23 protein-coding genes are annotated in these 25,214 nt (G+C 37.2%); 5 read left to right on the top strand and 18 right to left on the bottom strand.

Translation table 11 applies throughout. The features are described 5' to 3' along the window. Positions 1 to 22: 22 nt before the first annotated feature. Together AAA923_RS03995 and rpsO are read right to left on the bottom strand one after the other, a co-directional pair. Positions 23 to 1,720 (bottom strand): ribonuclease J, encoded by a 1,698-nt coding sequence (locus AAA923_RS03995; protein ID WP_338214745.1) that lies wholly within the window; start codon positions 1,718 to 1,720, stop codon positions 23 to 25. Between the two features lie 173 nt (positions 1,721 to 1,893). Further along, a complete protein-coding gene (gene rpsO / locus AAA923_RS03990; protein WP_041499427.1) occupies positions 1,894 to 2,163 on the bottom strand; it encodes a 30S ribosomal protein S15 in 270 nt (89 codons plus the stop codon). 529 nt (positions 2,164 to 2,692) lie between these two features. Between rpsO and rpsT the strand changes: the two genes are divergently transcribed. Next, on the top strand, positions 2,693 to 2,941 hold the full coding sequence (gene rpsT / locus AAA923_RS03985; protein ID WP_041499428.1) for a 30S ribosomal protein S20: 249 nt from the start codon (positions 2,693 to 2,695) through the stop codon (positions 2,939 to 2,941). Positions 2,942 to 3,019: 78 nt separating this feature from the next. Here rpsT and holA read toward each other — a convergent pair whose 3' ends face one another. The 16 genes from holA to AAA923_RS03905 all read right to left on the bottom strand — a co-directional run bounded on the left by holA (position 3,020) and on the right by AAA923_RS03905 (position 20,557). Next, positions 3,020 to 4,042 (bottom strand): DNA polymerase III subunit delta, encoded by a 1,023-nt coding sequence (gene holA, locus AAA923_RS03980; RefSeq protein ID WP_338214741.1) that lies wholly within the window; start codon positions 4,040 to 4,042, stop codon positions 3,020 to 3,022. Beyond that, positions 4,008 to 6,053 (bottom strand): DNA internalization-related competence protein ComEC/Rec2, encoded by a 2,046-nt coding sequence (locus AAA923_RS03975; protein WP_338214739.1) that lies wholly within the window; start codon positions 6,051 to 6,053, stop codon positions 4,008 to 4,010. Before AAA923_RS03975 ends, holA begins: the two co-directional genes overlap by 35 nt. Positions 6,054 to 6,263: 210 nt before the next feature. Then, the gene (locus tag AAA923_RS03970; protein ID WP_338214737.1) at positions 6,264 to 6,887 is read right to left on the bottom strand and encodes a helix-hairpin-helix domain-containing protein; all 624 of its coding nucleotides are present in this window, start codon (positions 6,885 to 6,887) and stop codon (positions 6,264 to 6,266) included. 39 nt (positions 6,888 to 6,926) lie between these two features. Then, entirely contained in the window at positions 6,927 to 7,982 is a 1,056-nt protein-coding gene (locus AAA923_RS03965) for a SepM family pheromone-processing serine protease (protein ID WP_338214734.1), read from the bottom strand. 6 nt (positions 7,983 to 7,988) lie between these two features. After that, positions 7,989 to 8,480 (bottom strand): pantetheine-phosphate adenylyltransferase, encoded by a 492-nt coding sequence (gene coaD, locus AAA923_RS03960; protein WP_338214732.1) that lies wholly within the window; start codon positions 8,478 to 8,480, stop codon positions 7,989 to 7,991. A 1-nt stretch (position 8,481) separates the two neighbouring features. Continuing rightward, positions 8,482 to 9,033, bottom strand: coding sequence for a 16S rRNA (guanine(966)-N(2))-methyltransferase RsmD (rsmD, locus tag AAA923_RS03955; protein WP_338214730.1), 552 nt, complete (start codon positions 9,031 to 9,033; stop codon positions 8,482 to 8,484). Continuing rightward, positions 9,033 to 9,296 carry a YlbG family protein gene (locus AAA923_RS03950; RefSeq protein ID WP_041499510.1) on the bottom strand — a complete coding sequence of 88 codons (264 nt, stop codon included), beginning with the start codon at positions 9,294 to 9,296 and terminating at the stop codon, positions 9,033 to 9,035. The genes rsmD and AAA923_RS03950 overlap by 1 nt, the downstream gene beginning before the upstream one ends. Positions 9,297 to 9,300: 4 nt before the next feature. Beyond that, a complete protein-coding gene (locus AAA923_RS03945; protein WP_338214727.1) occupies positions 9,301 to 10,479 on the bottom strand; it encodes an FtsW/RodA/SpoVE family cell cycle protein in 1,179 nt (392 codons plus the stop codon). Between the two features lie 453 nt (positions 10,480 to 10,932). After that, positions 10,933 to 12,774 carry a translational GTPase TypA gene (gene typA, locus AAA923_RS03940; RefSeq protein ID WP_338214726.1) on the bottom strand — a complete coding sequence of 614 codons (1,842 nt, stop codon included), beginning with the start codon at positions 12,772 to 12,774 and terminating at the stop codon, positions 10,933 to 10,935. Positions 12,775 to 12,848: 74 nt separating this feature from the next. Next, complete coding sequence (locus AAA923_RS03935) at positions 12,849 to 13,628, bottom strand: inositol monophosphatase family protein (RefSeq protein ID WP_338214723.1); 780 nt, start codon at positions 13,626 to 13,628, stop codon at positions 12,849 to 12,851. Further along, complete coding sequence (locus tag AAA923_RS03930) at positions 13,615 to 13,905, bottom strand: UPF0223 family protein (protein WP_338214722.1); 291 nt, start codon at positions 13,903 to 13,905, stop codon at positions 13,615 to 13,617. Before AAA923_RS03930 ends, AAA923_RS03935 begins: the two co-directional genes overlap by 14 nt. Positions 13,906 to 14,574: 669 nt before the next feature. Continuing rightward, complete coding sequence (gene lpdA, locus AAA923_RS03925) at positions 14,575 to 16,002, bottom strand: dihydrolipoyl dehydrogenase (protein WP_041499439.1); 1,428 nt, start codon at positions 16,000 to 16,002, stop codon at positions 14,575 to 14,577. Between the two features lie 6 nt (positions 16,003 to 16,008). After that, the gene (locus AAA923_RS03920) at positions 16,009 to 17,298 is read right to left on the bottom strand and encodes a 2-oxo acid dehydrogenase subunit E2 (RefSeq protein ID WP_338214719.1); all 1,290 of its coding nucleotides are present in this window, start codon (positions 17,296 to 17,298) and stop codon (positions 16,009 to 16,011) included. A gap of 24 nt (positions 17,299 to 17,322) precedes the next feature. After that, positions 17,323 to 18,300: an alpha-ketoacid dehydrogenase subunit beta gene (locus AAA923_RS03915; RefSeq protein ID WP_338214717.1), complete on the bottom strand. Its 978-nt coding sequence runs from the start codon at positions 18,298 to 18,300 to the stop codon at positions 17,323 to 17,325. A 2-nt stretch (positions 18,301 to 18,302) separates the two neighbouring features. Then, positions 18,303 to 19,406, bottom strand: a complete 1,104-nt coding sequence (gene pdhA / locus AAA923_RS03910) for a pyruvate dehydrogenase (acetyl-transferring) E1 component subunit alpha (RefSeq protein WP_041499442.1) — start codon at positions 19,404 to 19,406, stop codon at positions 18,303 to 18,305. Between the two features lie 152 nt (positions 19,407 to 19,558). Further along, positions 19,559 to 20,557, bottom strand: a complete 999-nt coding sequence (locus tag AAA923_RS03905; protein WP_338214713.1) for a D-2-hydroxyacid dehydrogenase — start codon at positions 20,555 to 20,557, stop codon at positions 19,559 to 19,561. A gap of 643 nt (positions 20,558 to 21,200) precedes the next feature. Between AAA923_RS03905 and def the strand changes: the two genes are divergently transcribed. The 4 genes from def to AAA923_RS03885 all read left to right on the top strand — a co-directional run bounded on the left by def (position 21,201) and on the right by AAA923_RS03885 (position 24,986). Beyond that, on the top strand, positions 21,201 to 21,761 hold the full coding sequence (gene def / locus AAA923_RS03900; protein WP_041499444.1) for a peptide deformylase: 561 nt from the start codon (positions 21,201 to 21,203) through the stop codon (positions 21,759 to 21,761). Between the two features lie 136 nt (positions 21,762 to 21,897). Beyond that, a complete protein-coding gene (locus AAA923_RS03895) occupies positions 21,898 to 22,110 on the top strand; it encodes a DNA-directed RNA polymerase subunit epsilon (RefSeq protein WP_338214711.1) in 213 nt (70 codons plus the stop codon). Between the two features lie 3 nt (positions 22,111 to 22,113). Continuing rightward, positions 22,114 to 23,805, top strand: a complete 1,692-nt coding sequence (gene rnjA, locus AAA923_RS03890) for a ribonuclease J1 (RefSeq protein ID WP_041499446.1) — start codon at positions 22,114 to 22,116, stop codon at positions 23,803 to 23,805. A 191-nt stretch (positions 23,806 to 23,996) separates the two neighbouring features. Continuing rightward, positions 23,997 to 24,986 carry a diacylglycerol/lipid kinase family protein gene (locus AAA923_RS03885; protein ID WP_338214707.1) on the top strand — a complete coding sequence of 330 codons (990 nt, stop codon included), beginning with the start codon at positions 23,997 to 23,999 and terminating at the stop codon, positions 24,984 to 24,986. Positions 24,987 to 25,214: the final 228 nt, after the last annotated feature.

Raw genomic sequence — 25,214 nt, 5'->3', positions numbered from 1 at the left:
TATCCGAATAGATTAAATCAATCTAATTCTTTGCTTTTCTGTGTCTGTTTTGATTAACTTCCATGATCACTGGCAAAATAACTGGATGTCTGTTGGTTTGTTCATACAAGAAATGATTTAACTTGTCACGAACACCTTGTTTTAAGTCTGACCAATCAAAATCTTTGTTGTCTTGCATGTAATCAGTAATCGTATTAACGATAATATCTGAGCTTTCACTCAACAAATCACGACTAGCTCGCATATAAACGAAGCCACGTGCCGTTATTTTAGGCTTAGCGACGACTTTCTTCTTCTTACGGTCAATTGTAGCTACCGCGATAAAGACCCCGTCCTCGGCCAATAATTCACGATCACGAAGAACAATACTACCGATATCGCCAACACCAATACCATCAATCATGGTATCTCCAGCATCAACAGCCTTACCTTGGTAGAATTGACCATTTTCGTAATTTAGAACATCACCTTTTTTAGTGAGGAAGATATTCTGATATGGAATACCTGTTTCATTAGCGATTCGAGCATGGGCATCCAAAAGACGATATTCTCCTTGAATTGGAATAACATTTTCAGGATTCAATAAGTTAATCATCAATTGCAAGTCAGACTTATTAGCATGACCTGACGAATGCTTGTCATCACTAAGAGCCTTAACCTCAGCACCAGTACGATAAATGGCATCACGGGCCTTAGCAACAGTTGTATCCATAGCATGTGAAGGTGTTGTAGCAATAAATACTAAATCGCCCTCTTCAATTTGAAACTTAGTCTTAGCGGCAGGATTAGCCATCTTTTGAAGCAATTTAACGGGTTCACCCATCTTACCTGTTTCAATGACAACTAATTTATTCTTGTCGACATTCTTTAGTTCCTTAGGTTTAACTAACAATTCTTTGTTGGTGATCTTCAAATAGCCTAAGTTCATAGCTGTTTTCAAAATCTTTTCAGCATCTGTTCCTGAAAGAAATACTCGACGTCCGGTCTTGTCGGCAGCATCCATAACTTGTTGCATTCTCTGAATGTTTGAAGCTACTTGAGCTACGATAATTCGACCATTGTGATAGCTGAATGTATCTAAAATATATTCATAGATATCTTTTTCACTCGAGTTTTCATAAGGTGATTCAGCGTTAGCAGAGTCACTCAAAAGTGCGATAACACGGTCACTACCAATTTTAGCGATACGACCATAATCAGTCTTATAAGTTGGTGCAGCGGCTTGATCAAACTTGAAGTCACCAGTATAAACGATTTGACCTTCAGTAGTACTAATAACTGTTCCTAGAGAACCAGGAATTGAGTGTGTTGTCTTGAAGAAAGAAATTGATGCCTCTTCAAAATCAATAGCAGTATTTTCGTCAATAACGTGGAAATTGTTGAATTTCTTACTACGACGATCATTTGAACAAACGATTTTAGCCAATTCAATAGTCATTTCTGAACCAAAAACTGGAATATCAAAGTCACTGATCAAATATGGCAAAGCACCAATAGCATCGGCGTGTCCATGTGATAGGAATACTCCGACCACTTTATCGATATTTTGCTTGATATAAGTCATATCTGGAACAACTACATCAATTCCGTAAAGGTCATTATCAGGGTATTGCAAACCAATATCCAAGATATAGATCTCATCGTTTACTTCGACGGCGTACATATTCTTTCCGTTTTCACGTACACCACTTAACAAAATTATTTTAATTTTTTTGCTCATTTTCATCTCTCATTTCATTAAAATAGCATAGATCATAATATTCTATTGTGATACTTAAGTCTTTTAAGACTATTTAAGCTATACCTATTTTTCATTTTACCATATCAAAAAGGATTTAGAGAAAATAAGCAAAAAAAATAGGAGCCCCGCAAAGGAGTCTCCTAAAATTATTATTAACGACGTAGGCCAAGTGACTTGATCAATTCGTGGTAACGATCAACATCGTTGTCACGTAGGTAACCTAATAAGTTACGACGGTGACCAATCTTCTTCAATAGACCAACATATGAGTGGTGGTCTTTCTTGTTAACCTTCAAGTGATCGTTAAGTGCGTTAATATCTGCAGTTAGTACAGCAATTTGTACTTCTGGAGAACCAGTGTCTCCATCTTTACGTGCATATTGTTTAATAATTTCGTTTTTCTTTGCTTTTGAAATAGCCATTTCAATTCACCTTTTCCTTATATATTTAGCCAAACTATGCTTGCGTTGGTGATTCGTCAAACAGAGCATGGTTAACACAGTTAAATAATCTACTACAAATATGCGAATATTGCAATAGCGAATTCTTACGTTGGCCGTCATCAGGACTGAATTTATATTGATACCATTATTGTACGCATGGTGCTAGTTGATAACCTATTTCAATCTTTAGTCACAAATTCATCTATATTCTAATAACCAAACTGATCTGTAAATATGATGTATAACTCTGAAAACGGCATAACTAGTACTACACCACTAATTTGTAATACGAATAACAGAATTCTTAAATAAAATCCCCAAAAACTTATGACTTATAGTAATATATAGGAGTTAATAATCACTATCTATTGGTTGATTCATCAGTTATTCGGGCTCATTAATTGCCCTAACTGAAAAAAAATCGACATTTCATTGCATTGTGAAAATTAATTATGTATAATTCTATGTATTGAGTTTTAAGCTTACTAGGTAATCGGAGGTGAAATTAATGCCACAAATTAAATCAGCTATGAAACGTGTAAAGACTGCACAAAGCGCAAGCCTTCGCAATAATGCACAAAGAAGTTCAATGCGTTCAGCAATTAAGAACTTCGAAGCATCAGCTGCTAACAACGCTGACAACAAGAATGACTTGTTTAAGACAGCTGTTCGTGCAATTGATATGGCTAAGTCAAAAGGCCTAATCAAGGCTAACAAGGCTGCTCGTGATAAGTCAAGACTTGCTAAATTGAATTAATGATAAGCAGCCTATTGGTTGCTTTTTTATTTTGTCCAAAAAAGAGGATTCAGATAAAATTATCTGAATCCTCTTTTTTTATGCATATTTAGCAATGAAGAGATCAAATAGTAGTTCTTTGTCCCCTTGCCCTGATTTAATTTGATAGTCTAAATTAACAATATCGTCATACATTACTTGTAGTCTGGGATGATTCAATGTTCGCGCCTGACGATGAGCATATTTCACTCGATAAGGATTCAATCGCAAGCTTTTAGCAATTGTTGACTCAGATAAACCTCTTTCTGACAAAATCTTAACCTGAATCAATAATCGTAATTGCGAAATGATGATTGCAACCAACAATATCGGATCAATTTTTTGTAATAAGAACTGATTATAAAGTTCCTCAGCTTTATAAATATTCTTATTCAAAATTTCAGTCATCAAATCAAAGACATTATCTTCCAAAGATTGTGGTACTAATTCAGAAACCGCCGCTTGATCAATTTGTTTCGATTTCAATGCATACATCTTCAACTTTTCCAGTTGATTAGTAATTAATGAATAATTGCCCTTAGTCTTATTAATCAATATCTCCAAAGCTGCTGGTTCAATTTGATAACCCGCAATTTTTAGATCATTATTGATTGTTCGACTCAAAACTGGACCTTCCATTTGACCCGCATCTACCATTGTCGCCGACTTTTTCAATTCTTTAACAATCTTTTTACGTGAATCCAATTTATCATACGACGCAAAAATGACCAAAATTGTTGAAGGAGTTGGATTTTTAATATATCTCAACAATAAATCTGGATCCTGATCAATGGTATGTTTAATTCGCTCACCAGTTAGAAAAAAAGGATGTTCCGCAAAAACCAGTCGTCTTTCACCAAAGAAAGGTGCTGAAATAGCCTCATTAATCATATCTGCGAGTGAAACTTCTTCTAAATCGAAGTTAGAAAAGTTCATATCACGTTCTTCTGGTGACATGATTTCTTTAAAAGATTTTTGAATATCTTTGATAAAAACTTGCTCTTTACCAGTAATTAGATATACGTTGCTCAAATTGCCTTGTTTTAAATTATTTTTTAGTTCTGTTATTTTCAACCAAGTCACCCTTTAAAAAAGTTGTTATCTTTTCCTGATTGCTATAGGAAAAATAATACCAAGTAATCATACCATATTCAGCCGTATTAAAATATTGCACCTGATGCTTCTGCAATCGCTCCAAAGTCTCTTTATTAGGATGACCATAACGATTATTAATTCCAGCCGAAATAAAGCCTAAATTTGGTTTCGTTTTTTCTAGCAAAGTATTACTAGTAGCTGTTTTAGAGCCATGATGTCCTAGTTTCAAATAATCGATCTGAAAATTATTATTTTTTAAAATAGCTTCCTCACCCGCACTGTCTAAGTCACCGGGAAAAAGCCACTTTTTGTTCTTAATTTTTGCCAACAATGTCAGAGAATCGCCGTTTTCACCGATACCTTTTTTCTTCGGCCACAACACTTGCCATTTAATAAATCCGGTATCAACGACATCCCCTTGCCGTAAATTCTTAAATTTTATTTCTGGATGTTGTTTGATTGCCTGCTTAATACGCTTATTTTCTTCCAAACCGATTCCAAAATTAACTTCTTTAACTGGAAATTTATTCAGAATAGTATCCAAATTTCCAATATGATCGACATCTTTATGAGAAATAAATATTTTATCTATATGACTGATACCCTGAGACTTCAAGAAAGGAATTGTACTATTCTCAACCTGATTGCTGCTAGTTCGCTTTGCCCAAGGTTTTGTCGGGAAACTCAATTTTCCAGCAACATCTATCAAAAAAGCCTTTCGTTGCAGCGGTGTTGTGACAAGAATGCTGTCACCTTGACCAACATCAATCAAACTAACCGAACCAAAGAGCGGAAATTTATTTAATATGATGCAACCGATAAATATTGCCAAATATTGCCACAAATATCTATTCCAAAAAGTCTTACTCTCAATATAAAATAAGACGATTATAACTAAAATCACGACAATTCCAGCTGGCAATTTACCAGTTATCAGTGTATATGATGAATCAGTCAAAGTATCTAAAAAGCTGTAAAGCCATTCAAAAAAATGATTTGGTATTTTCCAAAATTGCCAATCAACTGTAATTGAGGAAATTAACGTCAACGGTAAAATAACATAAGTGAACAGCGGTATAAACAACACATTGGCTAGTAGTGTCAGCCAATTAAACTGATATGTATAAAAACTGATCAGAGGTAAGCTGACCAAATTCATTTTGAACACAGTAAGTAAAAATTTAGTTTCTTTATACAGATAGAGAATCGCAAATGACAGCAAAAAGCTCAATTGTCCACCCATTTCAACTACTCCAAATGGGTAAATTAATAAACAAATCATTATCGTCACGCTAAAAACATCTAGCCGACTCCAAGTTATTTTCAATTTGCCCAAAATTATCCCTACCATTGCTAAAACAATTGCTCGCCAAATACCACTTTTTGATCCCACTAATATCCCATAACACGGCAGTAGAATTAACATTACGTCGTTGACCCATTCTACCGGTATTCGCAATGCTGACGTGATCTTTCGTATAATCGTCAACAATATCAAAACATGCAGCCCCGACAGACTAAACAGATGAATTACCCCTAAAATACTGAGTATCTTGAGAAAATCCTTATCTTCATTCTTTGTATATCCAACAATTAAACTCTGAGCATGGATTCTTAACCATTTAGGTAGTCTAGCTAAATGTTGAATTATATGTATTCGTAAAACATTTATTTTATCTAAAATGGTTTGCGGTCGATATGCTTTTTTCTGTCCAATTTTGCTCAATTCAACTGTATAATGAATATTTTTATGATAGGTATATTTTTTAAAATTAAATTCTCCACTATTACGCGGACCATTAATTTCAGTAACATTTTTAATTTTCACTGGAGCTTCAACAATCTCAGCCTGTTGTCGCCAGTCAGTTTGTTCACTTTTTGATTTTAATTTGTAAATAAATCTAACTGTCTGCTTTTCTGTCTGAAACTGTCCACTCAGTAAATCTCCATTAACTGAATAAGTATCTGGAGAAAAAATTGCATTTGAAAAATGAGGCACCACCGGTCTCAAACTCTGTTCTAATAGCTGACATCGGATCCAAAACACTCCAGCAACTACAAAAACTAGCAATAATAGTCGTCTATTTTTTAAACAAATAATTCTCAGTAGTATCAAAACTAAAAAGATAATTAACCAACTGGCTTCAAAGTAAATTGCCACAATTAGAATAGCTACTAAAGTCGGAAATATCAGCAATCCTTTCATATTTTAAACAGTCAACTGATCTTTCAATGAATCCAAACTCTTCTCACCGATACCAGAAACCTTGGTCAAATCGTGCAATTGCTTAAATTCACCATTTTTCTCCCGAAAAGCAATGATTTTTTCAGCTTTTTTAGGACCAATTCCTGATACATTCTTGAAATCATCGACCGTTGCAGTATTAATATTAACGACTTTTTTATCGCCACCACTACCATTGCCGCTGCCTACTGAGGGACCTGAACCTTTTTCACCAACTACTGGTATATAAATTTGCATCTGATCCGTTAATTTTTTTGCTTGATTTAGCTGTTTAATATCCGCATTAGGAATTAAACCACCCGCCATTTTTAATGCATCTTGAACGATGGCTCCAGCTTGTAGACGATAAACTCCAGGCGTTTTAACTGCTCCTTGAATATCGACTACGACAATCTTACTTTTTGGTGCTTTTGCAACCTTGTCATCCTTTTTAACCGCTAACACCTTAGTTTCTGTTTTAAGGTCGTTTTTCACAGTTGACGTTTGATGATGCTGAGTCAGGTAATATCCCGTTCCTAGCGCAATAATCACTAATCCAACTAAAACTACCATTTTGTTCCGGTTGAAATAATCTAAAATATTTTCCATTTCTATCACCTCAGAAAAAACTACGAAAAAAAACAGCCCTTATTTGGACTGTTTTGTCTTTTCTAGATAATTTATTGCATCGTTCAAGTTTTTAACTGGAACAATCTTCATTTTCGTATGTAATTTCTTAGCTGCACGGAGAGCTAAATGATAATTATTCACATATCCGGGTTCATATTTCTTAATTTCTTTCGTAACTGGATCGTCTGGTGCAAAGAAAATCGTGGCTCCTTCTTCGGAGGCAGCGTAAATCTTTTTCTCGATTCCACCAATTGGTCCAACGGTTCCATCTGGTGCAATGGTACCAGTACCTGCAATCGTACGGCCAGCCTTCAAATCTTTATTGGCAACTTGCGAATAGACTTGTAACGTGAACATTAAACCAGCAGAAGGACCACCGATTTGACCAGCATCAATCTTAGTTGGTGGATTACCTTCAGCTTCAGTATCATCTGTTAAAGTAATTCCCAGACCAAAGCGCTTAGTATCAGCCAATCTAACTAATGTTCCTGAGGCAGTCTTTTTCTTACCATCACGTAAGAAACTAATTTTCACAGTCGAATGTTTATCTTGTTTACGAACATACTTAATAAACTGATCCGCATTATTGAAATGATAACCGTTGATGGAAGTAATCGTATCACCAATTTCCAACTTCTTCTTAAAGTCGGAGTTGCTCATAACATCCATCACATAAACACCTAAATATTTCTTAGTAAAAGGTTTATCAGCTTTAGAATAGGCCGCTTGCACAGCACTATTTTGAGCAGACTTCATGTAATACTGTTGTACTTTGAAATACTGTTGACTATTTTCATCACCCATTAAATCTTTTTGCGAATAAATTGTCTCAAAATTATTTCCTAATGATTTTAACAAAGTAAACGGCGTTCCTTGAACAATTCCCACGGTTGTCAAAAGTAAGTTACCCTTTTTCTTATCGTGTTTGCCATCAACTTTGACAAATTGTGATGTATCTTCCGCTGTACCAGGCACTTCTAAATAATATCCTGTTGGTGTCAGGAAGAATGCCGCTACCACAATAATTATAAAGATGGCACTTAAAACTTTATTTCTTGTCTTATTAAATTTCAAAATAGGCTAGTCCTTCCTATACTTCTCTATCAACGCCTGAGCCACTGCTGGAGGAACAAACCCTGAAATATCCCCACCAAAACTAGCGACCTCTTTCATCATTGATGAAGATATCGTAGCATATCTGCTATCTGCTAGCAGGAATATTGTTTCAATTTTTTTATCTAAAATTTTATTGATAGCTGATATTCCAGATTCATACTTGAAATCATCGGCAGTTCTCATCGAACGGACTAAGAAATTGACACCTAAATCTTGAGCTAGCTTAACAGTCAGTTCACCTTTAGCATCCACGACTTCAACATTTTCTAAATCCTTGATTTCAGCTTCAATAAAAGCTTTCTTCTCTTCATAAGTAAATAAATATTTTTTGGAAGTATTTGTCATTGGTGCCACGTACAATTTATCAAACAGTTTGGCAGACCGATGAATAATATCCAAGTGACCATAAGTAACGGGGTCAAAGCTTCCAACAAAGAGTCCAATCTTTTGTGACATATTAACCTCCAAATTGATACAGTGCAACCTTTGTATCTTTATAACGTTTTTCTTTAATTAAATCGATCCGATCAAAGTCATTCAAATCAATATCATAATCAGTTTCATCAACGATAATGGCATCTGGATTCAAAAGGTCTTGTTCAACCATATCTTTGATAATTTGTTCAGTAATCTTCATCCGATATGGTGGATCTAAGAAGACTAAATCAAACTTCACACCGTCCACCGCAAACTTTTGTAAAGCCTCTGTAGCAGCAGTCTTCATAACTACAAAACTGTCTTCCGCATGAGTCTTTTCGATATTCTCTTTGATCGTATTAATAGCCTTATAGGCTTTATCAACCAAAAAAGCCTGTTCATAGCCACGAGAGACCGCTTCAATACCTAGGCTACCAGTACCAGCAAATAAGTCCAAAGCCACGCCATCGACCATATAAGGCGACAACATGCTAAAAACAGCTTCCTTCACCTTAGATGAAGTGGGACGAGTATTGTTGGTTGGCACCGCCTTTAAATTTAAACCACGAAACTTTCCTGAAACAACTTTCATTAATTTTCCTCTTCAGTACTCTTGGATTTTAAAACAAAATGTTCATCTAATTCTTTACGATGAGCTAAAGATACGCGTTTAACGTAATTCTTGGAATTTAATTCTTTTCTTATTTCTGGTACTTTACTTGAATTAACATAAAGCATCACATATTTCATTTTAGGTGAAGTGTAATAAATTGTACCGTAGCGTTGCAATTTTTTTCTCCACTTTAATGAGTAGACCCAGACATAAAGTGCCTGGCGCTCTACTTTTTTATACATAGGATCACCCTTTTTTAATTTTTTCAAATTTAGCAGTTGCCTCAAGATTCAACACGACACCTAAAGCTACCGACAAGATTAAGAGACTGGAACCACCATAACTAACAAATGGCAAAGTAACACCAGTCAATGGAATCACACCCAGGAGTCCCCCAATATTAAGAACCACTTGAACCAAGATCATTGTTGCAACACCATAATAGACTAGTGAGTTATAAGTTTTTCTAGATCTAAAGCCTAGAGAAATCATTCTCATAATAATGATAAACAATAATCCTAATATAAACGCCACACCAACGAAGCCTAACTCCTCACTGACAATCGACATAATGAAGTCGGTATGAGGTTCAGGCAAATAGCCACGTTTTTGGATACTGTTTCCTAGCCCGACACCAAAAACGCCACCATTACTAATCGCATAAAAAGAATTGACCAATTGTGCTCCAGATTTCTGTTCCAGCTGAAATGGATGTTGCATGGCTAAAAATCGTTGATAAGCATAACCATGTTTGACAAATTCAGGAGGAAACTTCGTAATAATAACAACCATACTTGTGAAGACAACCAATAGCGTCCCACTCAATTCAGCAATCAAACGTCCCGGAATGGTTGAAGACGACAGTAGAACCAAGGTAATCAGTGACAGAATTAACGCACCACCAACATCAGGTTGCAAGAAAACTAACACAATCATCAAAATGACGACTATTAGCGGCTGCAAAACTTCTAGAAAAACTTCTTTCCAACCATGTTTTCTTAACAGTCGATTTTGCTTATTAGTTAAAAACAAGGCTAAATACATGATGAAAAATAGTTTAGCTAATTCCAAGGGTTGAAAATTAATCAAGCCCAAATTAATCCACGCTGAAGCACCATTAACACGACTACTAGGGACCAACTTGGCTCTTAGTAATAAATAAAATAACGAGCCTCCAGTAATTAACATGACAATACTTAAAATTCGCTGATTTTTAAAAATTTTTTCTTTCAACATAAATGTCACATAACAAAGAAATAATCCTAAGACGGCATAAGCTAATTGCTTGATCAAATACTGATTCGTTCTGCCACCAACAACTAGTGCATTGTAGAAACTTGCGGAGTAAACCATCACAATTCCAATGCCCAAAAGCAAAATGTATGGAATGACTATCCATAAGTCTATTTTCCTTAATTTTTTCACATTTGATCTCCTAAAATCTGATAATAAGATTATACCACCAAACAAATATAGAAAAAAACTGCCGAGTTGGGTATTGAAATATGATATCTCCAGAGATGAGAACATTCACCTGCTATGCGGACCGGTCCGAGCCAAAATGCGGTCTCGAACCTCGGTTTGAAGCCTTGCAAAAAACGCAAGTCTCCAAACACGCCCGGTGGCGTTATGGCTGAAGCCATAACGCCACACCCACAGCAGGTGAATGTTCTCATCTCTTCCGACTAGCATTTTAAAGCATCTGATTATATAAATATTTCAATTTTTGAATATCCAACCATACAAATCATCAAACCTGGATACAATTTCAGATAATGAAAGGTAACTGATATCACTCAATTTAAATTAAAGAATACAAAAATCGGTCAAAGAAAAAAGGAGCCAAGGACACATGTCCCTAGCTCCTTAAAATATTAATTATTTTGAGTTTTTCTTTGTCTTATCAAACTTCTTACGATCGTTTGTACCCAAGATCTTCTTACGTAATCTAACACTTTCAGGTGTTACTTCACAAAGTTCGTCTTCGTTTAGGAATTCGATAGATTGTTCTAGTGACATTTCTCTAGGTGTCTTGATTGCGGCAGCATGATCTTTACCAGCGGCACGAGTATTTGTTAGGTTCTTACCCTTTGTAACAGTAACAGCGATATCTTGATCACGGCTACTTTCACCAACGATCATACCTTCGTATACATCAACACCGGCACCGATGAACAATGTACCACGATCTTCAACTGATTGTAGTGAGTAAGTAGTTGATGGACCTTGGTTGATTGAAACCAAAGCACCAGTTCTTCTACCTGGGTTCCAGTTCTTAACAACTGGCTTGTATTCTGAGAATGTGTTGTTCAAAATACCGTAACCACCAGTCATTGACAAGAATTCTGTTGAATAACCGATTAAACCACGTGAAGGTGCTGAGAAAATAAGTCTTGTTTGACCATTTCCAGTACTTTCCATGTTAACCATTTCACCCTTTCTTTGAGACATTGAGTCAATAACTGAACCAACGTATTCATCAGGTGTATCAATAGTTACCTCTTCAAAAGGTTCGCACTTCTTGTTATCAATAGTCTTGTAGATAACTTCTGGACGTGATAGTTGTAATTCGAAACCTTCACGACGCATTTCTTCAACAAGGATTGACAAGTGAAGTTCACCACGACCTGAAACCATCCAAGCACCGGCTTGATCAGTATCTTCAACACGCAATGAAACATCAGTGTGCAATTGTTTCTTCAAACGGTCTTCAATCTTTCTAGCAGTAACTTGTGTACCTTCACGACCAGCAAAAGGTGAGTTGTTTTGTAGGAACATCATCTTCAATGTAGGTTCATCAATACGTAGCAATGGAAGTGCTTCTTGGTGGTCAACTGGTGTAACAGTTTCACCAACGAAAATATCTTCCATACCAGAAACAGCAATTAAGTCTCCGGCTTTAGCTTCATTGATTTCAACACGGTTTAGACCCATGAAACCAAATAGCTTAGTAACACGGAAATTCTTTGTTGAGCCGTCAAGTTTCATAACTGTAACGTTGTCACCAACTTTGATCTTTCCACGGAAAATACGTCCGATACCGATACGACCAAGGTAATCATTGTAATCCAACAATGCAACTTGGAATTGTAGAGGTTCGTCTGAGTTGTCCACTGGAGCTGGAATAGTCTTCAAAATTGTGTCGAACAATGGATCCATTGTGTGTTCTTGATCAGCAGGATCATCTGAGTAACTTGATGTTCCGTTGATAGCTGAAGCATAAATAACTGGGAAATCAAGTTGTGTATCATCAGCACCTAATTCGATAAATAGTTCAAGAACTTCGTCAACTACTTCTGCAGGACGAGCACCTGGTCTATCAATCTTGTTGATAACAACGATAGGTGTTAAATGTTGTTCCAAAGCTTTCTTCAAAACAAAACGTGTTTGAGGCATTGTACCTTCATATGCATCAACAACTAGAAGTACACCATCAACCATCTTCATGATACGTTCAACTTCACCACCGAAGTCCGCGTGTCCTGGTGTATCCAAAATGTTGATTTTCTTGCCTTGGTAATCAACAGCTGTATTCTTAGAAAGGATTGTGATACCACGTTCTCTTTCAATAGCATTTGAATCAAGGGCACGATCTTGAATTTCGTAGTGCTTTCCTAGTGTGTCTGATTGTTTTAACATTTCGTTAACTAATGTAGTCTTACCGTGGTCAACGTGAGCGATGATCGCAATGTTTCTAATATCTTCTCTTCTCTTAGTCAAGTTAGTTCTTCCTTCCGTAAATACGTGTTTAAATTACTTGCAATAAAAAAACTGTGAATGACTGTCACAGTTCACTAACGCGTTTTAAGTGTCTTTAGCGCTTCAGAAACAACTTTCTGAGTACCAACTATTACGACTTGTGATTCTAACATATTTATTGGGGCACCGTCAATACTTACGACACTCATCCCTGCTGCCTCACACATAACGCGTCCAGCGGCTAAATCCCAAGGAGCTAAGTATGACATATACATGACTTCTTTACCAGTCAGAAGGTGACCGAAAATAATTCCGGCACTTCCGTAAACTCGAAAGCCACTGCTCTTTTTAATGACATCTTGAACGGCAAATTTATTTGCCAAGGCCATTGGAGCGGATACGTCAACTAAACCTTCTACCAAGGGCAGGTTCTTTGGATTATCAATCTTTTGATTATTGATAAACAAGCCAATTTCTTTGCCACCGTGATAAATTTCATTATCCATAACGTCTATGATAGCACCATTTAATGGTTCACCGTCAATGTAAGCGCCAATCATCGATGCAAAATTATCGCCACGCTTAACAAAGTTCATGGTTCCATCGATTGGATCGACAAAGAAAACTAGTCCTGACATATCCTTAACAAGGTCGCCATAGCCCTCTTCGCTAACGATTGTAGCATCAGGATAAGCCTTCTTAATTTCACTATTAACAAACTGCTCAGTTTTTTTATCAAAATTGGTTACTAAATCGTTGCGATTCTTTTTCGTTGCGACCGACATATTTTTAATTGAATCTTCACGCAACTTCTCGCCAACTTGGGTGAGGAGCTTTACCAAAAAACTGTCAATTTCCTTACTATCTACTTGCATTTCTAATCCTGACTTTCTCACTGTTTTTAGCCTGTTGGCTTTGTTTGAAAACTTGATAGATCGAATAGCCTGATTCTAATTCAAACTGCTTATCCAGTCTCTTCTGTTCCATTTTCATGGGAACCACTTGTTGAAATGCACGATATTTTTGCAAAAATTCATCCCGTTTGACACCGGATTCATAAGCTTTCTCGACCGCATTGTACAGTGCAATCACAGTAACAATATCTGCCTGCGTCCAAGCCTCATCAAGTGGATAGCTATAATTATCTTGCATAGAATTACTCCTTTAAAAAAACTGCTTTAACTGCCACTTACGGTTGCTAGGGATATGGAGCCTGCTGTGGGACCGGTACGAGCCTGAGATGCGGTCTCGAACCTCGATTTTGAGCTTTGCAAAAACCGCAAATCTCAAAATACGTCCTGTGCTGTAAGGCCGGAAAATCACCGACCTAACACCACTGCCACTACCGGTTCCATCTCCCTAGCAACCTCCAGTTAATGTATTTCTTTTATCTAATATACTTAAATTGACTAAATGATAATCAAAATAATTCATTTAATCTAAATCTTTAAACTTTTATCATTAAAAAATAGATTTTTAAATATCAATGATATTACCATACCATCGCATAACACAAATACCCTAGCCAGTGCGTGTCAGTAATACAATCTGCTGTGCAGATGGCGTTATGGCTTTAGCCATTACACCACGGGGCGACTTTGGATACTTGCCGAACTTGCAAGGATTCAAAGCGAGGGACGAGACTTTGGCTCGGCCCGGTCCCCATAGCGATTGCATTACTGACACGCGCTGGCGGCACCCCACCCAAAGAAACCTTTAGTCTACTATACAAAAAAAGCGATGTAATTGCATCGCTTTTTTGTTTAATTCATTTATTTAGTATACGAAACGAGATTATTTCGGTTTCTAAACAAGTACAGCTTAAATATGTGTTGGGTAACCAATTAAAATATCGGCTGCTTCTTGAATTGGTTCGCCTAATGTTGGATGTGGGTGAATTGTTAAGGCAATATCTTCCGCATTCAATTGACAATTTACAGCTACACTCAATTCAGAAATCAAATCACTGGCGCCTGGCCCAACTATTTGACCACCTAGCAATGTTCCAGTTTCTTTATCAGCTACTAATTTAACAAATCCTTCAGCAGCATCTAATGAAACGGCACGTGCATTCCCAGCAAATGGGAATTTAGCTACTTTGACTTCAATATTCTTATCTTTTGCATCTTTTTCCGTTAAGCCGACACTAGCTAGTTCAGGATCGGTGAAACAAACCGCAGGAACGCCAATATAGTCGTTTGCTGTATGTTTACCAGAAATAGCTCCAGCAACTGTCTTAGCCTCAAAGAATGCCTTATGAGCCAAAGCAGGGCCTGGGGTGATATCACCAATAGCATAGATGTGATCAACTGAAGTCTTACCTTGTTCATCGACTTCAACCAAACCACGGTCAGTTGTTTTAACGTTAGTCATTTCCAAACCAAAGTTATCGGTATTAGGACGACGACCAACGGTTACCATACAATAATCGGCGCTCAATGTGGTTGGTTGTCCATCAACTTCATAAGTAACATCTACGGAATCACCTTTATTTTCACTCTTCTTAGCCATGGCATTAGTAATAATCGTTACGCCTTTTTTCTCAAGGTTCTTCTTAACGATTGAAACCATATCTTTTTCAAAATTAGGGATAATGCTTGGTGAACCTTCAAGAATTGTTACGTGAGCCCCAAGGTCTGCATACGCTCCAGCTAATTCAGTTCCGACGTAACCACCACCGATAATGATGAATTCCTTTGGAACTTCCTTCAAGTTCAACCCACCAGTTGAATCAATTACTCGGTCATCAAACTTGAATCCTCTGATTTCAATTGGACGACTACCAGTTGCCAAAATTAAATTTTTGAACTTGATAGTTTGACCGCCACCATTGTCCATAAATTGTCTTGGACCACTTGGCATGATACGCAACTGTGTATCGCTGTCTAAATAAGCTTCACCATTGATCAATTCAACGTGGTGCTTCTTCAAAAGCATTTGCACACCATTAGTCATTCTGGCAACAACTTTTTCGTCTTTCCAAGCTTGTGTCTTGGTAAAGTCAATTGTGGCGTCACTAGTTGTAATTCCGTAAGTTGATGAATCCTTTGCTTGTTGAAGTCTGTGTCCAGCAGTGATTAAAGCTTTTGAAGGCACACAACCAACGTTTAGACAAACACCACCAACAGTATCTGATTTTTCAATTACAGTTACATCTTGTCCTAATTCTGAAGCTCTGATTGCTGCAACGTAACCACCAGGGCCGGAACCAATAATAACGGTATCTTTTTCTATTACGTTTTCTGCCATTTTAATTTAGCCCTCCATTAATAACATATCTGGATCATGCAACAACTTCTTCAAGAGGTTCAAAGCATTTTGTGCCAAAGCACCATCGATTAATCTGTGATCATAACTCAATGAAAGTTTTAGCATATTACCTACTTGAATGTTGCCATCCTCATCAACATATGGTTCTTTGGCAATCTTACCAACACCTAGAATTGCGACTTCTGGGTAGTTGATAACTGGAGTAAACCAGCCACCACCGATTGAACCAACGTTACTAATTGTGATTGACCCACCGCTCATCTTGTCCATGCTTAGTTTATTGTCGTAAGCTGCTTGACTGTTTTCAGTGATTTCCTTAGCAATTTCAAACATCCCTTTAGAATCAACATTCTTAACATTTGGAACGTAGAGTCCGTGTTCAGTATTTGTTGCAATACCAACGTTGTAGTAGTGTTTGTAAACAATTTCTTCAGTTGAATCATCGATTGAAGCATTTAGTTCAGGATAAGCTTTCATGACAGCAACCAAAGCTTTAACAATATATGGCAAGAATGTTAAGTGAATACCCTTGTCAGCAGCGATTGCCTTGTATTTCTTTCTGTTAGCCATCAAAGCTGAAACTTCAACATCATCGAAACTTGTAACGTGTGGAGCTGTGTGCTTACTTGTCAGCATTGCCTTAGCAATAGCTTTTCTTGTAAGCGACATCTTTTCACGTGTTTCAAGTTCTGGTGTAGCAGACTTGTATGGCGTAATTGGTTGAGCAGGTGCACTGGCAGTGCTTGTTGTTGCAGTTGCTGCTGCAGCTGGAGCACTAACACTAGCTGGATTGCCACTCTTGAATGAGTCAACATCAGCTTTAGTAATTTGGCCATGCTTACCACTTGGAGTAACAGATGCTAAATCAACGCCTTGATCACGAGCGTACTGACGAACTGATGGCATTGCTAGATAATGAGTATTGGCTGAACCAGTTGCTGCTGCAGCTGGGGCACTTGAACTACTTTCACTAGCAGCAGGTGCAGCTTTTTCGTCTGCTTTTGGTGCTGGTGCGTCGTCATCGCCAGAATCAGGAGAACCATCATCAATCACGATCAATGTATCGCCAATTTCGACTGTGTCCCCTTCCTTAGCTACAATTTGTTTAACAGTACCAGCAACTGGGGATGGTAATTCTTCAACGGATTTATCATTTTGAATTTCTACCAAGGAGTCGTCTTCTTTGACAGTGTCTCCTTCTTTTACGAGCCAGCTAGCAATTTCACCTTCGGCCATACCTTCGCCTAGCTCTGGTAATTTAAATTTGTATGCCATAGTTGTTTTCCCTTCCTTCGATTATTAGTAGTTGAGAATTTCATTTACTTTTTCTTCAATTTCTTTAGCCCGTGGAATCCAGATGTCTTCACCAAGAGCAAATGGATAAACACTATTTGGAGCAGCTACTCTACCAACTGGTGCATCGAGAGAAAGAATGGCACCTTCAGCAATGGCCGATGCAACTTGAGCACCAACGCCGGCCATCTTTTGTGCTTCTTGGACAATTACAACTTTGTGAGTCTTTTGAATTGATTTGAAAATTGTTTCAGTATCAATAGGAGAAACAGTTCTCAAGTCGATAACTTCTACGGAAATATTCTTTTCTGCCAAAGTATCAGCCACTTTAAGTGCTTCATTTACTTCGGCACCATAAGCAACGATAGTAATATCATTACCTTCACGGACAACATTTGCTTTGTCCAAAGGTACTGTATACTTGCCATCTGGAATATCATCTTTCATTGAACGGTATAGTTTCAAGTTTTCCATAAATAGCACTGGATCATTGTTTTCAACTGATGAAATCAATAGACCTTTAGCATCATAGGGATTACTTGGCATAACAACACGTAATCCGGGAATTCCAGTAAAGAAATTTTCCAAATTATCAGCGTGCATTTCGGCTGTATGTGTACCTCCACCATAAGGTGTACGAATTGTTACAGGAGCATTCTTCAAGCCGTCGAATCTGAAACGCATTCTAGCTAATTGACCAGCAATTTGATCAACAGCTTCAAATGAGAAACCCATAAATTGAATTTCAGGAATAGGACGCCAACCAGTTAAACCCAAACCAGTTGCCAAACCTAAAATACCTGACTCAGCTAATGGAGTATCGAAGACACGGTCTTCACCATATTTTTCTTGAAGTCCTTGAGTAGTTCTGAAAACACCACCGTTTTTACCAACATCTTCACCGAAGATCAATGTTTTTGGATCGTCTTCCAGAACAATGTCTAAGGCATCTGTAATTGCTTGAATATAAGTTTTCTTAGCCATTTTTACTTCGACTCCTTTGCTTCAAATTTATCAATCTCTTGTCTCATTTCTGGAGTTGGAATTTCGAATGTACGTTTCAACATGTCGGAAACTTTATCAGCAGGAACTTCGTCAGCTTCCTTAATAGCTTCCTTAAATGAAGCTTTGTACTCATCAACTAATTTATCTTCTTGTTCTTCTGACCAAAGTCCTTTATCTTCAAGAACTTTTCTCAAACGAATCAATGGATCTTTTTCAAACCAAGGTTGTTCTTGATCCTTAGTTCTGTAACGCTTTGGATCATCACCCGCACTTGAGTGAGCTCCGAAACGATATGTCAAAGTTTCAATTAAGACTGGACCATTACCAGCAACCATGTAATCACGAGCAGCTTTAGCAACAGCATAACAAGCGAGGATATCCATACCATCAACTTGCACACTAGGAATACCTGCCGCAACAGCCTTTTGAGCTAATGTTGGAGCAGCTGTTTGCTTAACACGTGGTGTAGAAATAGCGAAACCATTATTTTGAACAATGAAAAGTACTGGTGCTTGATAAGCTCCGGCAAAGTTCATTCCTTCATAACTATCACCTTGAGAAGTACCACCATCACCTGTATATGTGAAAGCAATTGTATCTTCTTCTTTGTTCTTCTTGATTCCTAGTCCAACACCGGCGGCTTCAACATAAGCTGCACCGATAATAATTTGAGGCATCATTGAACGAGCTTTGAACTTGTTTCCAACAACGTGACCTCTTGACCAAAGATATGCTTCAGTTACGGTAGCACCGTGTTGAATCAATTGTGGAACATCACGATAAGCGGGCAACAAATAATCTTGTTTCTTCATTGCCAAAACAGTCCCCATCTCTGAAGCCTCTTCACCTTCAGTTGGTGCGTAGAATCCCATACGTCCTTGACGTGAAAAGTTCATTGTTTGTTCGTGTAATGCACGCTCCCAAACCATCTTCTTCATGAATTCAACTAAATCATCATCTGAAAAAGTATCAAAGATCTCTTGATCTGTTATTTCAGCATTTTCATTCAAAACTTGAATAGGTTTTGAAACATTTGATAAGTTATTTTTAAGCGCTTCAAAATCAACAATTGGTTTATTTGCCATTCTTCACAGTCCTTTCATAAAAAAAACTCATCCCTTGTGAACATTGTAAGGGCTTTCATATAATTTTAGTCTATCATTGATCTGCTAAAAAACAAGTAGTTTGGGCATTCCGCAATCAAAAAAATTTTAAACCGCGATTGTGAAAAAGCTAACTATTTATTTAAATCAATTTCGTTTTCAGACGTGCCATTCTTGAGTTCATCGACCATTGAATCCAAGGAAATTGTCGCCATATTCTTAACAGCTTTAGTCGTATAAAAGGCGATATGTGGCGTTAGAATGAATCTTGGACTCTTAATAACTAATTCCAATAATTCATCTGAAAATTCTTCGTCAGTTAAGTCCGAGTTAAAGATTCCTACTTCGTTTTCATAAACATCCAAAACAGCACCATATAACTTGCCTGAGGCTACTGCTTCATAGAGATCTTTGGTATTAATCAAGTCTCCACGAGCTGTATTTATCACGATAGCATCGTCTTTCATTTCTGAAATTGACTGGCTATTGATAACTGTGTGACCCTTGCCCAAACTAGGAATATGTAGTGTTACAACATCTGATTCCTTCAGTAATGTATCAAGACTGTCGACATAAAGTCCTTGTTTTTCCAGTTCGGAATTGTGAAATTTATCGAAAGCGATGACTTTTGCGCCAAATCCTTGATAAATTTTAATTGCAGCTTGACCAATTCTTCCGGTACCAGCGACACCAACAGTCAATTGGTTCAACTCGCGACCAATATCAGGTACCCAACGGAAATCATGTTGATCAACCTTCCGAACCATGTGCTTCATGTTTCTCAAAAGAGCCATCAAACCAGTAACTGAATATTCAGCGATTGCTTCGGGTGAATAGCTTGGCACATTAGTTAAACGAATATTATTTTTCTTCAAAGCTTCAATAGGAACATTATCGACACCAACATTTCGCAATGAAATAACATGAATTCCATATTCATTCATCGTGTCAAAAATCTTTTCATCATATGGCAATTGTTGATAAGCAACGATTCCATCGTATCCCTGTGCCATTTTGACTGTTTCAGGGGTCAAAAGATCAGTGACAATTTTTACTTCAATGTCATTGTCCTTTGACCATTCCTGAATGTACTGTTTCTCATCTTCTCTGACACCAAAATCAATTAACTTCATCTAGCTAGCCTCCAATGATACGCATTTTTATGTAACCTTATGAAATCGGTAACATATACACTTAATATTTTAGCATCTTAGCCATTATTATCACAAAGATATAACCTATAAAATATGCTTGGCTCACTTTAGAATGCCGCGTCTTGGTGTTAGTGATTTCGCCGCTGTGGGACCGACTTGAGCCAAGGTCTCAAGTCTCGCTTTTGAACTTCGAGAAGACCGCTCGAATTTCAAAAGACGTCCTGTGCTGTAAGAACGAGAAAATCACTCGTCCTAACACCACTGCCACTGCAGGCTACATCACTAACACCAAGACGCTAAATCCTACCTTATATTTGGATATAAATAATATTACGTAAGAATTAACTCATTTCTCTATTAAGCCAAAATTGAAACAGCTACTCATTAGAACAAACTACAATTAATTCTTATAATATAAGTAGAAGCCATTCAACAAATTAAACTAAACATCAAAGAAAGAACCTAGCTTCAATTTCGTACAGCCGGAAGCGGCAGTCCTTTGTTAACGTTTTATTTAACAAAACCACCAAAAATTTTGTCATTTATTTCTATTTTCAGAGAAAAATAATCTATAATAGATATACTAAGGTATTTTTGTACAATTAAACATTTGGAGGAAACTATGTATTTTATGAAAGATATCGTCCGTGATGGCGATCCCGTTTTAAGAAAAGTTGCTCAAAAGGTTCAATTTCCACTGAGTGAAGAAGATAAAGCTCTAGCTGCCAACATGATGGAATATTTAGTTAAGAGTCAAGATGAAGAATACGCTGAAAAACATCAACTACGTGCTGGTGTTGGTTTAGCTGCTCCTCAAGTTGGCGTTTCAGAAATGATGGCTAGTGTTTTGGTTCCTAATGAAGATGACCCTGACAAGCCTCTACTTAAAATTACGTTGATCAATCCTGTTATCACCAGAAACTCAGTTCAAAGAGCTGCTTTGTCTGAAGGTGAAGGTTGTCTTTCAGTTGATAAGGATGTCCCTGGTTTTGTACCACGTGCTGATCGCATTACTATTAAATATGATGACTTTGAAGGTAACTCACAAACATTACGTGTTAGAGATTACCCAGCTATCGTTTGCCAACACGAAATTGACCACTTAAATGGTCACCTATACTATGACAAGATTAGTAAGACTGCACCATTTGATATCGACCCAAGTACAGTCGTTATTTCGTAATACTGTTGTAAGTATACTTACCCTATTAGATATGGTAGAATTGTGCTATCTATTGATTACTGCACAAATGGACTGGAAAAAACGTCAAATGAAACTGACTTGTTTCATTTAATTCGATTAAAGGAGAAATTTAATATTGATTTATAAAGTTTTATATCAAACAAGTGAACTAGATAACCCCCGTCGTGAATTTACACATTCACTTTACATGGATGCTGCTTCAAGTATTGAGGCACGTCAAGCAGTTGAAAATAACACTAACTACGAAATTGAATTTATTCAGGAACTCGACGAAAAGCATTTAGAGTACGAGAAGAAGAGCCCTGATTTTAAACTAACGGAGTTTTAATTAATGTCGTTTAAAGTAAAAAATAATGAAGTTGCTGTTTTTGCCATCGGGGGCCTTGGCGAAATCGGTAAAAATATGTACGGAGTTCAATATCAAGACGAATTAATCGTTATTGATGCCGGAATTAAATTTCCAGAAGACGAACTTCTAGGAATTGACTATGTCATTTCCGATTACAGTTACTTAGTAGAAAACAAAGACAAGATTAAGGGTCTATTTATCACCCATGGTCACGAAGATCATATTGGTGGTATCCCTTATCTTCTCCAACAGCTTCCCAATATTCCAGTTTATGCCGGTCCACTAGCTTGTGCATTGATTAAAGGTAAATTGGAAGAACACGGCTTACTAAGAACAACTGAAATGCACGTCTTACACGAAGATGATGTTATCAAATTCCCTAAGACAAGTGTTTCATTCTTTAGAACAACTCACTCAATCCCTGATACCTTAGGTATTGCTGTTCATACACCTCAAGGAATCATTGTTGAAACTGGTGATTTTAAGTTCGACTTAACTCCAGTTGCCGGATTACCTTCCCCTAACTTACAAAAGATGGCTGCACTTGGTGCTAAAGGTGTTTTATGTCTCCTATCAGATAGTACAAACGCTGAAATTCCAACTTTTTCTAAGTCAGAACGTTCCGTTGGTTTAACAATCCACCAAATCTTTGAAACAATTCAAGGCCGTATCATTTTTGCTACCTTTGCTTCAAACATTTATCGTATTTCTCAAGCTGTGGATGCTGCGATTCAACAAGGACGTAAAATTGCTGTCTTTGGACGAAGTATGGAAGGTGCAATCGAAAATGGTCGTGAACTAGGATACTTAAATATCCCTGACGACATGTTGATTGACCCTCATGCTTTGAACAAGACACCTGCTAATGAAACTTTGATTTTATGTACTGGATCACAAGGTGAACCATTAGCTGCCTTGAGTCGTATCGCTAACGGTACTCACAGACAAATTACTGTTCAACCAGGCGACACGGTTATTTTCTCAAGTAACCCAATCCCTGGTAACACAATCAGTGTTAACCACTTGATCAACCAACTTTCTGAAGCTGGTGCTGAAGTTATTCATGGTAAAGTTAACAACATCCATGCTTCTGGTCACGGTGGTCAGGAGGAACAAGAATTGATGCTTCGTTTAATGAAGCCTAAGTTCTTCATGCCAATTCACGGTGAATACAGAATGTTGAAGATTCACACTGAATTAGCTGAATTGTGTGACGTGCCACAAGATCACTCCTTCCTTTTGGAAAATGGTGATGTCTTAGCACTTACAAAAGATACAGCTCATGTAGCTGGTCACTTCCCTGCCGGTGATGTTTACGTCGATGGTAAGGGTGTTGGTGATATCGGTAACGTTGTTATCCACGACCGTCAAGTTCTTTCTGAAGAAGGAATGGTTGTCGTTGTAGCTACAATCGATTATCAAAAGCACATCGTCTTAGCAGGTCCAGATATCTTGTCACGTGGATTCGTCTACATGCGTGAGTCTGGTGAATTGATCAACCAAGCACAAAAACGTGTCTTCCACTTGATCAAGAACACCTTCGACGAAGAAGATGAAAAAGTTACTGAAGCTACTTTAAAACGTGTCATTATTGAAGGATTACAAGAATTCTTGTACAAACGTACAGCTAGAAATCCTGTTATTCTACCAATGTTAATAGGAACTTCAATCTAAAGAAGATCATTTGATCTTCTTTTTTTGTTTTGACCTCTTTCCGTCCACGTTTTTTTTATTATGAGTTTAGTTATATAATTGTACTTTAAAGTAATTATATATAAATCAGTCAAAAGAGCTGAAAGTATTCGTTGCATAGTAGATGTACACTTGCAACTCTGGAGACCTCACCCAAATTAAAGGTATTTAAAATGACTAAAACAACTAAAATTGAAATAATTCTCAACTATCATGCTGGTAATGGGCACGCTAAGAGCGCTTGTAAAAAAGTAACCAACTTTCTTGACCAAATCAGTTTAGACTATGAGATCCACTTAACAAAAAAAGATGGCGATGGTGTCAGAATTGCCAAGGGGTTAGCTAATCAGCAAACTCCTAATGTTAAAATCGTCGTCATTGGTGGCGATGGTACACTCAACCAGTGTGTTAATGGTGTTAAGGAGTCCAATTATCCTGACACGCCTTTAGGGTATATTCCCGGAGGTTCAGGAAATGACTTTAGCCGTGGAATCAAATTGAAGATTAAAGATCCGGTTGTTTTGATGCAAGCTATCTTGTCACTGGAACAACCTCGAAAAATTGATATTGGTAAAGCAACTGGACCAACTTTTTATCACTACTTCATTAATAACATTGGGATAGGATTTGATGCCAGTACAGTTTACTATACCAATCATTCGGCACGTAAAGAATTTCTAAATAAATTGCGACTTGGTACACTCTCCTACTTAACTAATCTGCTAAAGGCCATCAAACGTCAACCTGCTTTCGTATTAGATGTGGACTATGGACAAAACCAGAAGCATTTCGATTCAGCTTATATTGTTGTCGCAACTAATCATCCCTACTTTGGCGGTGGCTTTGCGATTGACCCAACTGCCAATCCATTCAATCATCACCTAAATTTGGTGGTTGTTAAAAAGATTACCGGCATGACTTTTGTAAAACTTTTGAGTAAGTTACTAACTGACGGCTCCCATTTACAAGATAAGAATGTTTGGCACATTGAACGAAACGACTTTACACTTCGCAATACGCCCAAACAATTTGGCCAAATGGATGGCGAAGAATTAGATAAACATGAATTTGACTTACACTTTCAAGTTGATCATCATCTATTTTGGTTGCCTATACAAAAGAAGCTTAGAAAAAAATTGGTTCTTTCTCACATTTGGTTATAAGGTTATCCCACTGGGCCTTTTTAACAGAAATACTGAACTTGATTTAGTACTATTTGTGCCTCCATAAAGGAGATAGTCAAAAAGAAGTTGTTTTCCTCTTGATTAACCAATCAAGTAGAAAACAACTTCTTTTATTTTTACTAACCAGGTTTAAGAAAGAACCCATCAACCATCTAGGTATTGGATCTTATTTAATTACTCTTTTAAATCAACAATCTTACCATCATT

This window comes from Companilactobacillus muriivasis, assembly GCF_036246245.1.
Lineage (GTDB): Bacteria > Bacillota > Bacilli > Lactobacillales > Lactobacillaceae > Companilactobacillus > Companilactobacillus muriivasis.
This window is presented reverse-complemented; position numbering and strand designations above follow the sequence as displayed.

Excerpts from the sequence above, each read along its gene's own strand:
- AAA923_RS03905 (WP_338214713.1), bottom strand. The coding sequence starts at position 20,557 with ATGAAGTTAATTGATTTTGGTGTCAGAGAAGATGAGAAACAGTACATT.
- lpdA (WP_041499439.1), bottom strand. The coding sequence starts at position 16,002 with ATGGCAGAAAACGTAATAGAAAAAGATACCGTTATTATTGGTTCCGGC.
- AAA923_RS03950 (WP_041499510.1), bottom strand. The coding sequence starts at position 9,296 with ATGTATAAAAAAGTAGAGCGCCAGGCACTTTATGTCTGGGTCTACTCA.
- AAA923_RS03995 (WP_338214745.1), bottom strand. The coding sequence starts at position 1,720 with ATGAGCAAAAAAATTAAAATAATTTTGTTAAGTGGTGTACGTGAAAAC.
- rpsO (WP_041499427.1), bottom strand. The coding sequence starts at position 2,163 with ATGGCTATTTCAAAAGCAAAGAAAAACGAAATTATTAAACAATATGCA.
- pdhA (WP_041499442.1), bottom strand. The coding sequence starts at position 19,406 with ATGGCAAATAAACCAATTGTTGATTTTGAAGCGCTTAAAAATAACTTA.
- rnjA (WP_041499446.1), top strand. The coding sequence starts at position 22,114 with ATGTCGTTTAAAGTAAAAAATAATGAAGTTGCTGTTTTTGCCATCGGG.
- def (WP_041499444.1), top strand. The coding sequence starts at position 21,201 with ATGTATTTTATGAAAGATATCGTCCGTGATGGCGATCCCGTTTTAAGA.
- AAA923_RS03915 (WP_338214717.1), bottom strand. The coding sequence starts at position 18,300 with ATGGCTAAGAAAACTTATATTCAAGCAATTACAGATGCCTTAGACATT.
- AAA923_RS03885 (WP_338214707.1), top strand. The coding sequence starts at position 23,997 with ATGACTAAAACAACTAAAATTGAAATAATTCTCAACTATCATGCTGGT.
- rpsT (WP_041499428.1), top strand. The coding sequence starts at position 2,693 with ATGCCACAAATTAAATCAGCTATGAAACGTGTAAAGACTGCACAAAGC.
- rsmD (WP_338214730.1), bottom strand. The coding sequence starts at position 9,033 with ATGAAAGTTGTTTCAGGAAAGTTTCGTGGTTTAAATTTAAAGGCGGTG.
- AAA923_RS03935 (WP_338214723.1), bottom strand. The coding sequence starts at position 13,628 with ATGCAAGTAGATAGTAAGGAAATTGACAGTTTTTTGGTAAAGCTCCTC.
- AAA923_RS03930 (WP_338214722.1), bottom strand. The coding sequence starts at position 13,905 with ATGCAAGATAATTATAGCTATCCACTTGATGAGGCTTGGACGCAGGCA.
- AAA923_RS03920 (WP_338214719.1), bottom strand. The coding sequence starts at position 17,298 with ATGGCATACAAATTTAAATTACCAGAGCTAGGCGAAGGTATGGCCGAA.
- coaD (WP_338214732.1), bottom strand. The coding sequence starts at position 8,480 with ATGTCACAAAAGATTGGACTCTTTGTTGGAAGCTTTGACCCCGTTACT.
- AAA923_RS03970 (WP_338214737.1), bottom strand. The coding sequence starts at position 6,887 with ATGGAAAATATTTTAGATTATTTCAACCGGAACAAAATGGTAGTTTTA.